8 protein-coding genes and 1 pseudogene are annotated in these 12,663 nt (G+C 60.3%); 8 read left to right on the forward strand and 1 reads right to left on the reverse strand.

The features are described from left to right. Positions 1–158 (forward strand): annotated as a pseudogene (locus AC1DLB_RS15155) (AraC family transcriptional regulator); the annotation flags it as partial. A gap of 31 nt (positions 159–189) precedes the next feature. Here the strand turns inward: AC1DLB_RS15155 and AC1DLB_RS15160 are convergent. Beyond that, positions 190–5,049, reverse strand: coding sequence for a dermonecrotic toxin domain-containing protein (locus AC1DLB_RS15160; RefSeq protein WP_477744615.1), 4,860 nt, complete (start codon positions 5,047–5,049; stop codon positions 190–192). Between the two features lie 131 nt (positions 5,050–5,180). Between AC1DLB_RS15160 and AC1DLB_RS15165 the strand changes: the two genes are divergently transcribed. The 7 genes from AC1DLB_RS15165 to astE form a co-directional block, all read left to right on the forward strand. Beyond that, positions 5,181–6,353, forward strand: coding sequence for an aspartate aminotransferase family protein (locus tag AC1DLB_RS15165; RefSeq protein WP_477785212.1), 1,173 nt, complete (start codon positions 5,181–5,183; stop codon positions 6,351–6,353). 132 nt (positions 6,354–6,485) lie between these two features. Beyond that, a complete protein-coding gene (gene aruF, locus AC1DLB_RS15170; RefSeq protein ID WP_428635323.1) occupies positions 6,486–7,505 on the forward strand; it encodes an arginine/ornithine succinyltransferase subunit alpha in 1,020 nt (339 codons plus the stop codon). Between the two features lie 79 nt (positions 7,506–7,584). After that, positions 7,585–8,610: an arginine N-succinyltransferase gene (astA, locus tag AC1DLB_RS15175; protein ID WP_018926391.1), complete on the forward strand. Its 1,026-nt coding sequence runs from the start codon at positions 7,585–7,587 to the stop codon at positions 8,608–8,610. After that, positions 8,607–10,076, forward strand: coding sequence for a succinylglutamate-semialdehyde dehydrogenase (gene astD / locus AC1DLB_RS15180; RefSeq protein ID WP_167331184.1), 1,470 nt, complete (start codon positions 8,607–8,609; stop codon positions 10,074–10,076). Before astA ends, astD begins: the two co-directional genes overlap by 4 nt. Before the next feature lie 51 nt (positions 10,077–10,127). Next, positions 10,128–11,474, forward strand: coding sequence for an N-succinylarginine dihydrolase (gene astB, locus AC1DLB_RS15185; RefSeq protein ID WP_477744616.1), 1,347 nt, complete (start codon positions 10,128–10,130; stop codon positions 11,472–11,474). Positions 11,475–11,546: 72 nt separating this feature from the next. Beyond that, a complete protein-coding gene (locus AC1DLB_RS15190; RefSeq protein WP_018926388.1) occupies positions 11,547–11,837 on the forward strand; it encodes a hypothetical protein in 291 nt (96 codons plus the stop codon). Positions 11,838–11,849: 12 nt separating this feature from the next. Further along, the coding region (gene astE, locus AC1DLB_RS15195; protein ID WP_477785213.1) for a succinylglutamate desuccinylase at positions 11,850–12,663 on the forward strand (814 nt) is incomplete at its 3' end.

Genomic DNA, 12,663 nt, shown 5'->3' on the forward strand with positions numbered 1-12,663 from the left:
CGATCATTCAGATCGGCCTGTCGTGTGGCTTCTCTTCGGGGCCGCATTTCTCCAGTGCCTATCGCAACTTCTTCGGTGCTACGCCGCGGGAGGATCGCAACCAGCGGCGCAGCAGCAGCCCGTTCGAGTTGTCGTCGGTGCCGTCGGAGCGCGGTTGATCGATCAACCGCGCCATGATCGAGCGCTGTACTACTCGTCGATCTCCGAACCTTCAGAGTCGGAGATTTCTATTTCACCCCGATTGATCACGGCTTCCACACCAAAATCCGCGCCCGTGCGTTCGAAGTAAGCGATCAGCCGTAACAGGCTTTCCTCGGAAAATGGATTTCCCCTCAACGAAATATTATCTGCGACGTCCACCGGCAGTTCCGACAAGTCACTGGGCACCTCGGTGATGGCGTTGCCGCTCAAGTCTGCCCAGTCCAGCTCGGCCAGCTGTAACAGTCCATCCGGTATCCGGTTGATGCCGGTGTCGTTCAGCAGCACGGTCGCCAGTGCCGGCATCTGACTCACATCAGGCGTCTGTCCTAGCGGGTTCGAGCCCAGGTCGAGATAGTCGAGCTGTTCCATCCCCGCCAGGGCGGCGACCGATTCTGATGACAGACTGACGCGACACTCGGGGAGTGACATAGCCCTGAGTTGACCCATTTTGAACACCGCCTCCGGTATGTCGCCAAGGTCACAGCTGCGCAGCCTGAGGCTTTTCAGGTTGGGAAAGGACTCCAGGAAACGTCCGATGCGCGTCACCCCCTCCGCACTGCGAAACTCCAGTGACGACACATGGCTGAAATCAGCGCTCAGGGCAGGCAGTTCTCCATTGATGACCGTGGAAAGTGTCAGATCGTAGGTGGGTTCAAGCGTATCGCTGAAGTTATCCAGCTCCGCATCCCGTTGCCAGCAGTTCTCAAGGGCTTGCTTGAATTCGTCGCGGTTGGCGTGCTCGACAAGCAGTTGAGCTGCGCTGAAGGGTTCGTCTGTCAGTGGATGCAGGTCCGGAAGAGCGGCGGTCCAGGCAGACAGATCGTTCCTCAATTGGCTCAGCTCTTCTTCCAGGCGCGTCAACGCTACCCGACCTTCCTCCAGCGTGCCGGGCAATTCGTAGACGAACTCGCTGGCTTGCTCGACTTCCATGCCTGGGTAGAGTGCCCTGACACGATCAATGTCTGCCTCGGGTGCGAAAACGCCCATGTCGAAAGCGCTGTCGACGTGATGGTTTTTGATGAGTTGTCGCGAGCTGTCGGAAACCGGATTGTGCGTGAGGTGTATGCCACGCTTTTCATACAGCGGACTGTCGAACAAGGCTGCCGGCAGTTCGCTGATTCCATTGTTCATCAGCAGAAGGGTGTCCAGGCGCGGGTGTTGCAGAGTGCCGGGCGGGATTTCGGTCAGGTTGGTGCTGCTCAGGTCCAGATGGGTCAATTCAGTCATCGAGTCGATGCGGGGCACCGTTTCAAACGGGTTGCGGTAAAGATCCAGCATGGTCAGTTTGTTTAATGACGTCAGCTTCAACCAGGTGGGGGCGTCTACCCTGATGCCGCAATCGCTTAACACCAGCGCTTCAAGCTGCGGCATCCGGGTGATGGCATCGGGGAGGGTGGTCAGGGAGAAACGGCGCAGTTCCAGTCGGCGAAGTCCGCTGAAGCCCTGTAGAAAACCAGCAACACCTTGCGCTGCATGGCTGCCTTCCAGGGACAGCTGCGACACATGACTGAAATCTGCGGTCAACGATGGCAGATCACCCAGCATCGGTTCGTCGAACCTGAGCACGTACCGCTCCATGTCGTCCGCGGTGTCAAAATCCCGATCGGTTTGGCGCCGCCAGGCGCGCTGGATTTCCTGCGCCAGCAACCTGCGAATGTGTTGTTCGGCCTGGCGCTCCAGGGCGCTCAACGCAACCCCGGTGTCGGGGTGCGCCGTCGGGGCTTCGCTGATCCATCGACCCAGATCCAGATGCAATCGGTTCAGCTCGCGGTGTACGCGTGAGAGTGCTACCCGAGCGCCATCGGGGTGGCTTTGCAACGCCTGGACCACGGACTGCAATTGATCCTGGGACAGATCGGGATAAACCTCCCGGACCCTGTCGTTGAGGGTGGGTGTCATGCGATTGCCGCGGTCATAGCCCTCCGCACCACCAGGAAGGCGCATGGTGGTCGGGTCGTAGTAGGGTTTTCGATGGGGATGCCTGGCAAACAGAGTGCGTAGCGTCGGCTGGTCCAGCGCGTTTTCGGCAATGCGCTGTCTGAGGACCTGGGCGTCAGCGATGGCAGGGCTGAACGCATTGCGATGGGCCTGGGGCAACGTTTGAAAGAGTGCCTGGTAGAAATCACCGGGTGTCTCCTGATCAACGTGATAGGTGCCATCCTCGTTGGCCACCAGTGTTTTCACGATGGCTGCATCGGTCGGGCCAATGCTGTCGCGCACGGTGCCCTCGCTGGAGTAATCCCGCACCACTTCGATGCGTAGTCCGTCCGGCCAGCCGGGCAGTGCGTTCAGGCTGTGCAGGGCCACTCTGTGGGTGTCGACGTTTTCCAGCGCGTCGGTATAAAGGCCTTCATAGGCGCGGGTTGCGCGGACTGCCTCCATGGCTTTGTTCGCCGCGTCCTTTAGCCGCTGAGGCACGCGCCCACCGTGCAGCTGGCGTAACTCGGTGCCGGTGGCATTGCTCACCAGCTCTTGCGCCACATCGGTCGGCAGGCCCTGCACATCGGCGAGCAGTTGCTGAACCTGCACATCATCGGTGTGTTCCTGAGTGCTGTAGAGCCGCTCGAACAACGACTTGCGATATTGGCGGGCCAGTGTTGCCGTTTGCTGTCTGAAGGCTGGCGTTTGAGTTGCCGGTGTCGGCAGTGGCGTATCGACCGGCCATGAGTCATGGCGTGTCAGCAGTGCATGCTGCAGGGCGGTATCGGCTTTTTGATAGTGCCCGGGTTGATCGCTGCCGATCTGTTCGATAAACGTTTCGATGTCACGGTTGATCCGCCAACGCTTGATCGTGTCAGTCAGCAGCGAAGGCGGGCGATAGTTTTCGACATGCGCCTGGCGCAATACGTTGTCGTGGTAGCCGCTGATCCGCAGGATCTGTTCGCGCTCGGCACTGGTGAACGACTCGACACTATGGCCAAGACGACGCATGACCTTTTCCCGCTCCCAGTACAGCGGTTGCTCCAGTTCGGTTTGCCAGGCGCCGTGGTGGTTATGCCGCAGCGACGGCTGATAAGCATTGTTGCGGCGCGGATGCTCAATCTGGAACCTGTCCGACATGGGGTCGGGTTTCACTGAATACAGTTTTCCCTCAAGGCGCAGCATCGTTTTGCCCGCGTGTTGGTACAAGCCCAGATGATTGGGCTTTACCCCTTCGGGCAAACTGAGTGTCTGTTCATAAGGTGTGAGATCCGGCATCCAGTAACGGGTTTTGCCTCCGGCTGTGGCGACAGGTTTGAGCGGGTCGATGAGCGCGACGGCTTCACGGGGCAGAAGCCGGCTGAAGGCGCCGGCGGCGATTGCACCGCCCACCGCGAATGTCCCGACTTGAACGACGGTTTCGACGAACGTCATCAGGTGTCCGAACGCCTCTGTTTTCAGCCCTTCAGCCATGTCCACGATGCCTTCGAAGCTCTCGTCCAGTAACTGGTAGGCCATGTATCCCAGCATCAATTCACCAAACAACGGCACCAAGGGCGCCGCCACGAACGACGCAGCTTCAAGGATCCTGGAGGCCACTTTGCTGAAGGCATCCCACAATGCCCAGCGGGCGTCTCGATCGGCGCTGGCGGTGGAGACGGCGACAGTGCTGGCGTCGTTGAGGATTTTGTTCAGCTGCCGCTGATAGCCATGGTTCCACAGGTCCGCTTTGATCGGGAGCACGGAGAAACGCAGATTGGGACGCTCGACCGGCGTTTCGCGCCAGCTCGGCAATGGATCGCCGGGCTGGTGCTGATGCCAGGTCACGGTCTGGAGGCGGCTGTTGAGATCGGCGAAAAAGTGTCCGCGTTCCTTGTGCTCGACGAACCGGCTGAAGAACGTTTGATAAGCGGGTGTCCGCAGCTTGCGGGTCAGGTCGGTCATGAACGCCAGCGTGTCGGGGTATTGCTTGAGCGGATGTTCTGGGTCATCGGGAATATAGGCAATGAGCCGCGTACTCTTGCGTGCCCGCTCAAGGCTCGGCGCGAAAATGACAATGCCGGTCAGCGAGGATGACATCAGGGTCAGGTCGTGGCCATAGAGCGGCTGGCCATTGAGTCGCGCCCTCGAACCTCCTTCAACCATGCGCAGGAGCGCGAGGTGCGCATCATCTGGAATATCCTTGCGGATGTGTGCCATCTGCAGCGCCGACCTGAGTGCGGCCTTGTTCAGGCTGATCGTGCTGGATTTCAACGCGGCACCGGCCAACGGGTTGGTCAGCCCCACAAATTCCTTGAGATACGCGGTGTACTGGCCACCGATATCGAGTTCACGGCATAGCCGGGCGAAGGCCTGGACCGTGATTTTGTGCTTGATCGCCGGCAACGTTTCGAACTGCCCTGTGGACGACGGCTCGGTAATGAAGGTCGAAGCGGATTCGAAGGCATCTGCGGCTGTTTCCGATTCCTGGAAGTTATGCAGCGCGGCATCGAGCAGCGATACCGTCCAGGTGCGGGCGGCCCCGGTGTTGATTTTGAACAGGGTCGCGGTTTGTGGGATGTACAGGCGCAGGAAGGTGGTCTTGACGTCCAGTTCCAGACCAAACCGGGTTTTCAGGGCCGCGATGAGAAGGGGTTCGGCAAATGCCCGTGGGTTTTTCAGCGTGGACAGCTTTGAATCCAGACGATTTCTATGGTGCCAGTGTTCCTGGCTGAGCTTTTTCAGCGAGGCATGCTGTGAAGGTGTCGCGGTGCTATGCCATTGGGGAGTCGCAAGCGTGATGTTCTTGAGAGCGCAGCGGGTTTCAAGCGATGCCTCTAATGCCCAGGCGGGCAGATTGTTGAACAGGTGATGGTAATGATCATCCGGCTGCGTGACGAAGTGATCGTCGTCAGCGGCCCTAGGGTGATCGTTTTCGAGTTGGCTCATGCGCTATTCCCTTAGCGTTTGGATGAGTCGCCAGCAAAACAGACGATGAAGCACTGCGTGCGGTACATATTTACCGCATCGGTCGACAAGCCTGCCTATAACCTGTGCCGGCGGTTTAAACTGCGCAGGTAATGGTTCCCAACTATGCGCCTGCCGCTTTCATTCCTGTGCGTGGCGCCGGTTCCCGTGTCTGGGACCAGACTGGCCGCGAGCTGATCGACTTCGCCGGCGGGATTGCCGTTAACGTACTGGGCCATGCGCACCCGGCGCTGGTCGCTGCCTTGACCGAACAGGCGAACAAGCTGTGGCACGTGTCCAACGTGTTCACCAATGAGCCGGCCTTGCGCCTGGCACATAAGCTGGTCGACGCTACGTTTGCCGATCGTGTGTTCTTCTGCAACTCCGGCGCCGAAGCTAACGAGGCCGCTTTCAAGCTGGCCCGTCGCGTGGCCCATGACCGTTTCGGTACCGAGAAGTACGAAATCGTTGCCGCGCTCAACAGCTTCCACGGCCGTACCCTGTTCACCGTGAACGTCGGTGGCCAGTCGAAGTATTCCGACGGCTTCGGTCCGAAGATCACCGGCATCACCCACGTGCCTTACAACGATCTGGCCGCGCTGAAAGCCGCTGTTTCCGACAAGACCTGCGCGGTGGTGCTGGAGCCGATCCAGGGCGAAGGCGGCGTACTGCCGGCCGAGCTGTCTTACCTGCAAGGCGCCCGTGAACTGTGCGATGCGCACAACGCGCTGCTGGTCTTCGACGAAGTCCAGACTGGCATGGGCCGCAGCGGTGAGCTGTTCGCCTACATGCATTACGGCGTGACCCCGGACATCCTGACCAGCGCCAAGAGCCTGGGCGGTGGTTTCCCGATCGCAGCGATGCTGACCACTGAAGACCTGGCTAAACATCTGGTTGTCGGCACCCATGGCACCACTTACGGCGGTAACCCGCTGGCATGCGCGGTCGCTGAAGCGGTGATCGACGTGATCAACACGCCCGAAGTGCTGAACGGTGTCAAAACCAAGCACGACAAGTTCAAGACCCGTCTTGAGCAGATCGGCGAGAAATACGGCCTCTTCACTCAGGTCCGTGGCCTGGGCCTGCTGCTCGGTTGCGTGCTGGCCGATGCCTGGAAAGGCAAGGCCAAGGACATCTTCAACGCCGCCGAGCGTGAAGGCTTGATGATTCTGCAAGCCGGCCCGGATGTGATTCGTTTCGCGCCAAGCCTGGTGGTTGAAGACGCCGATATCGATGCCGGTCTGGACCGCTTCGAACGCGCCGTGGCCAAGCTGACGCAAGCCTGATTCATACAGTGCTCCTCAGCGCCTATCGTAATAGATAGGCGTTGAGATTATTTCCTGTGCCGGGCCTGCCCGGCATTTTTTTCCCTGAGTTGGCGCAATTCGCCAACCTGATGTTAAGAAAGGAGTGACACCATGCTGGTGATGCGCCCCGCGCAAATGGCTGATCTGGGCGAGGTACAGCGTCTGGCTGCGGACAGCCCGATTGGTGTCACTTCCTTGCCGGATGACGTTGAACGCCTGAGCGACAAGATCGCCGCAAGCGAAGCCTCGTTCGCCGCCGAAGTGAGCTTCAACGGTGAAGAGAGCTATTTCTTCGTGCTCGAAGACACCGCCACTGGCAAGTTGGTCGGTTGTTCGGCCATCGTTGCCTCGGCCGGTTATTCCGAGCCGTTCTACAGCTTTCGAAACGAAACGTTCGTGCACGCCTCCCGCGAGCTGAAGATTCACAACAAGATCCACGTGCTCTCCCAGTGCCACGACCTGACCGGCAACAGCTTGCTGACCAGTTTCTACGTGCAGAGGGAGTTGGTGGGCACGCCTTGGGCGGAGCTCAACTCCCGTGGCCGTCTGTTGTTCGTGGCCAGCCATCCGGAGCGCTTTGCCGATTCCGTGGTGACCGAGATCGTCGGTTACAGCGATGAAAATGGCGACTCGCCGTTCTGGGATGCCATCGGTCGCAACTTCTTCGACCTCAACTACGCCGAAGCCGAGCGTCTGTGCGGTTTGAAGAGCCGCACGTTCCTCGCCGAGCTGATGCCGCATTACCCGATCTACGTGCCGTTGTTGCCGGACTCCGCTCAAGAGGCGATGGGCCAGGTGCACCCGCGGGCGCAAATCACCTTCGACATCCTGATGCGCGAAGGCTTCGAGACCGATCACTACATCGATATTTTCGATGGTGGCCCGACTCTGCATGCCCGCGTCTCGGGGATCCGTTCGATCGCCCAGAGCCGTGTGGTCCCGGTGAAAATCGGTGAGACGGTCAAAGGCGCCGGTCGTCAGTATCTGGTGGCCAATGCCCAGTTGCAGGATTACCGCGCCGTATTGCTCGAGCTCGATTACGCGCCGGGCAAACCGGTGACCCTGGATCTTGAAGCGGCCGAAGCCTTGGGCGTCGGTGAAGGTGCCAGCGTGCGCCTGGTGGCGGTTTGACGCCTGCTTCCTGGAGAGAAATGTCTGGAAAGCAGCGAAATTTCGCGGGTGGCGCAAGCGGCCCGTTTGAGGAGATAGCATGATCGTTCGTCCCGTACGCAGCAGCGATTTACCCGCTCTGATCGACCTGGCCCGCAGCACCGGCACCGGCCTGACCACTTTGCCGGCCAACGAAGAGCGTCTGGCCCATCGGGTTGGCTGGGCCGAGAAAACCTTCCGCGGCGAAGCCGGGCGGGGCGATGCGGACTACCTGTTCGTACTCGAAGATGACAATGGCCGCGTGGTGGGTATTTCCGCGATTGCCGGCGCCGTCGGCCTGCGTGAGCCCTGGTACAACTTCCGGGTGGGCCTGACGGTCAGTGCCTCGCAAGAGCTGAATATCTACCGCGAAATTCCGACGCTGTTCCTGGCCAACGACCTGACCGGCAACTCTGAACTGTGCTCGCTGTTCCTGCACGCCGATTACCGCAGTGGCCTCAACGGCCGCATGCTGGCCAAGGCGCGGCTGCTGTTCATCGCCGAGTTCCCGCAACTGTTCGGCAACAAGATCATCGCCGAGATGCGCGGCATGTCCGACGAAGCCGGGCGTTCACCGTTCTGGGAAAGCCTGGGCCGGCATTTCTTCAAGATGGAATTCAGCCAGGCCGATTACCTCACTGGCGTGGGCAACAAGGCGTTCATCGCCGAACTGATGCCGAAATTCCCGCTGTACACCTGCTTCCTGTCGCCAGACGCGCGCAACGTGATTGGCCAGGTTCACCCGGACACCGAGCCGGCCCTGGCGATGCTCAAGAGTGAAGGTTTCAGTTACCAAGGCTACGTCGACATTTTCGACGCAGGCCCTGCGGTGGAGTGCGAAACCGCCAAGATCCGCGCAGTGCGCGACAGCCAGGCGCTGGTGCTGGCCATCGGCACCCCGGGTGATGACGCCACGCCGTTCCTGATCCATAACCGCAAGCGCGAAGACTGCCGGATCACTGCCGCGCCAGCACGCTTTGCCGCTGGCACGTTGGTGGTTGATCCGCTGACCGCCAAACGTCTTCAACTCAACGCTGGCGATCAAGTACGCGCCGTTCCGTTGTCTGCAGCTCGGGAGTCGAAATAATGAATTCGCTATACATCGCCGGTGAATGGCTGGCCGGCCAGGGTGAAAGCTTTCAATCGGTCAACCCAGTGACCCAGCAAGTGCTGTGGGCCGGCGAAGGCGCCACTGCCGCTCAGGTCGAGTCGGCCGTGCAAGCCGCGCGTCAGGCATTCCCGGGCTGGGCCCGTCGTACCCTGGAAGAGCGCATCAGTGTGCTGGAAGCCTTTGCCGCCGCGCTGAAGAATCACGCCGACGAACTGGCTCGTACCATCGGTGAAGAAACCGGCAAACCCTTGTGGGAAGCGGCGACTGAAGTCACCAGCATGGTCAACAAGATTGCCATCTCGGTACAGAGCTACCGCGAACGCACCGGCGAGAAGAGCAGCCCGTTGGGCGATGCCACCGCTGTATTGCGTCACAAGCCGCACGGCGTAGTGGCGGTGTTCGGTCCTTACAACTTCCCTGGTCACTTACCGAACGGTCACATCGTGCCGGCGCTGCTGGCCGGTAACAGTGTGCTGTTCAAGCCCAGCGAACTGACACCGAAAGTCGCCGAACTGACGGTCAAGTGCTGGATCGAAGCCGGTCTGCCGGCCGGCGTGCTGAACCTGCTGCAAGGTGCTCGCGAAACCGGTATCGCCCTGGCGGCGAACCCGGGCATCGACGGTCTGTTCTTCACCGGTTCCAGCCGTACCGGCAATCATCTGCACAAGCAGTTTTCCGGTCGTCCAGACAAAATTCTCGCGCTGGAAATGGGCGGTAATAACCCGCTGGTGGTGGATCAGGTCGCTGATCTCGATGCGGCCGTTTACACCATCATTCAGTCGGCGTTCATTTCTGCCGGCCAGCGTTGCACTTGCGCCCGTCGCTTGCTGGTGCCGCAAGGCGCCTGGGGCGATACTCTGCTGGCGCGTCTGGTGGCGGTCAGCTCGACCCTTTCAGTCGGTGCGTTCGATCAGCAACCAGCACCGTTCATGGGCTCGGTGATTTCCCTCGGTGCTGCGAAAGCCCTGATGGAAGCGCAAGAGCATCTGCTGGCCAACGGCGCCGTGGCGCTGCTGGAAATGACTCAGCCCCAGGCTCAGGCTGCGTTGCTGACCCCGGGCATTCTGGACGTGACAGCGGTTGCCGATCGCCCTGACGAAGAGCTGTTCGGCCCGCTGCTGCAAGTGATCCGCTACGCTGATTTTGAAGCGGCGATCGCTGAAGCCAACGACACCGCTTATGGCCTGGCGGCTGGTTTGCTGTCGGATTCCGAAGCGCGTTATCAGCAATTCTGGCTGGAAAGCCGCGCCGGTATCGTCAACTGGAACAAGCAGCTGACCGGTGCGGCGAGCAGCGCGCCATTCGGCGGCGTCGGCGCCTCGGGCAACCATCGCGCCAGCGCCTACTACGCGGCGGATTACTGCGCGTACCCGGTGGCCTCGCTGGAAACCCCGAGCCTGACCTTGCCAGCGGCCCTTACGCCCGGCGTGCGCATGTCGTAAGACAGACCCTAGTAGCAGCCTATAACAACAGATTCTTGTGGAGCCTCGCTGATGAAATCCTTTGAAGTCAATTTTGACGGTCTAGTGGGGCCGACCCATAACTACGGTGGCCTGTCCTACGGCAACGTCGCCTCCCAGAGCAACAGCCAGCAATCCTCGAACCCGAAGGAAGCTGCGCTGCAAGGTCTGGCGAAAATGAAAGCGCTGATGGATATGGGCTTTCAGCAAGGCGTGCTCGCACCACAGGAACGCCCTGACGTAGCCGCCCTGCGTCGCTTGGGTTTCAGTGGCACCGACGCGCAAGTGATCGAGCAAGCCGCCAAAGACGCGATGCCGCTGCTGGTTGCCAGTTGCTCGGCGTCGAGCATGTGGGTGGCCAACGCCGCCACGGTCAGCCCGAGTGCCGACACCGCCGACGGTCGTGTGCATTTCACCGCCGCTAACCTGAACTGCAAATACCACCGCAGCATCGAGCACCCGACCACCAGTCGCGTGCTGGGCGCGATGTTCGCTGACCAGAAACACTTTGCCCACCACGCCGCGTTGCCGGCCGTGGCGCAGTTCGGTGACGAAGGCGCGGCCAACCACACCCGTTTCTGCCGTGACTACGGCGAAGCTGGCGTCGAGTTTTTCGTGTTCGGTCGTAGCGCGTTCGACACCCGTTATCCGTCCCCGCAGAAGTATCCGGCGCGCCAGACCCTGGAAGCCTCCCAGGCCGTCGCACGCCTGCATGGCTTGAGCGATGACGGCGTGGTCTACGCCCAGCAGAACCCTTCGGTGATCGATCAGGGCGTGTTCCATAACGACGTGATCGCCGTGGGCAACGGCGAGGTGCTGTTCTATCACGAGGACGCCTTCCTCGACACCGACCAGATGCTCGCTGAGCTGCAAGGTAAACTGGCAAAAGTCGGTGGGAAATTTCAGTCGATCTGCGTACCGCGTTCCGCGGTCACCGTGGAAGACGCCGTTCGTTCCTACCTGTTCAATAGCCAACTGCTGTCGCATCCTGACGGCTCCATGTTGTTGATCGTGCCGGAAGAATGCCATGGCAACGAACGCGTCTGGCAGTACCTGCAAGGCCTGACCAGCTCTGGCGGCCTGATCCGCGAAGTGAAAGTCTTCGATCTCAAGCAGAGCATGCAGAACGGCGGTGGCCCGGCTTGCCTGCGGTTGCGCGTCGCCCTCAACGAAACCGAACTGGCGGCCGTCAACCAAGGGGTTATCATGACGGCTCCGTTGTACGGCACATTGACCGAGTGGGTCGAAAAGCACTACCGCGACCGCATGACCGAAAACGATCTGGCGGACCCGCAATTGTTGCTTGAGTGCCGGACGGCACTGGATGAACTGACGCAAATCCTTAAACTGGGCGCGGTTTATCCATTCCAGATCAATTGATAGTCGGCGCGCTTTGGCTTTTTATATGAATGGCAAGCGCGCCGCTTAATCTCCAGATGAGAGCGTAAATACATGAGCGATACCCTGCAGCTGATCCTTGAAGACACCGACGGCACGCAACTGGAAACTTCCTGCACCCGCGTCGCGGTCATGTGGCAAGGCAAAGAGCTGTGGATCCAGCAGGACGGCCGTGGCCAGCTGCTGATCGGCGTGGACGTCGAAGAGGGTGACGCTGAATACGCTAACCTGCTGCTGCGCCCATTGGCGACTAATCTGGTAAGTCTGCAACTGGAGATGGAACCGGCTGATCTCGGTGATGATGAGGACCACGTGCACGGCCCGGATTGCAATCACGACCACTAAGGAAACCGCTCTATGCTCGCCCTCGGCAAACTGCTTGAACTGACCCTCGCCGGCCGCGAACCGGCGGAGAAGACTCAACTGACTGTCGAAGGCGTACGGATGCGCTGGTTGAGCGAAGGTGCGCTGGAAGTCCGGCCACCTGAAGCTCGCGACAATGGCCTGGACCTGCTGCTGTCGGCCGGTATCCATGGCAACGAAACAGCGCCGATCGAGCTGCTCGATCGCCTGTTGCATGACATCGCCCGCGGTGACTTGAAGCCGCGCGCCCGTATTCTGTTCCTGTTCGGCAATCCCGAGGCCATCCGTCGCGGTGAGCGTTTCATCGAGCAGGACGTCAATCGGCTGTTCAACGGCCGTCACGAACAAAGCAGCGGTTCCGAGGCCTTGCGCGCTTGTGAGCTGGAGCGGCTGGCGGCGACGTTCTTCAGCCTGCCGGACCGTAATCGTCTGCACTACGACCTGCACACGGCAATCCGTGGCTCGAAAATCGAGCAATTCGCCCTCTACCCCTGGAAAGAAGGACGTCAGCATTCACGCCAGGAGCTGGCTCGCTTGCGCGCCGCCGGCATGGAAGCGGTGCTGTTGCAGAACAAACCCTCCATCGTCTTCAGCTCCTACACCTACGACAAGCTCGATGCCGAGTCCTTCACCCTGGAGCTGGGCAAGGCCCGGCCCTTCGGGCAGAACGAAGGGGTCAACGTCAGCCTGCTGGAAACCCGCCTGAAGCAGATCATCGAAGGCACCGAGCCGCCAATGACCGATGAAGGGCTGGAAGGGTTGCAGTTGTTCAGCGTGGCCCGGGAAGTGATCAAGCACAGCGATAACT

Source organism: Pseudomonas sp. 05N434 (assembly GCF_056396965.1).

Coding starts and splice junctions, on each gene's coding strand:
- AC1DLB_RS15160 (WP_477744615.1), bottom strand. CDS start 5,049: ATGAGCCAACTCGAAAACGATCACCCTAGGGCCGCTGACGACGATCAC.
- AC1DLB_RS15190 (WP_018926388.1), top strand. CDS start 11,547: ATGAGCGATACCCTGCAGCTGATCCTTGAAGACACCGACGGCACGCAA.
- astA (WP_018926391.1), top strand. CDS start 7,585: ATGATCGTTCGTCCCGTACGCAGCAGCGATTTACCCGCTCTGATCGAC.
- aruF (WP_428635323.1), top strand. CDS start 6,486: ATGCTGGTGATGCGCCCCGCGCAAATGGCTGATCTGGGCGAGGTACAG.
- AC1DLB_RS15165 (WP_477785212.1), top strand. CDS start 5,181: ATGGTTCCCAACTATGCGCCTGCCGCTTTCATTCCTGTGCGTGGCGCC.
- astB (WP_477744616.1), top strand. CDS start 10,128: ATGAAATCCTTTGAAGTCAATTTTGACGGTCTAGTGGGGCCGACCCAT.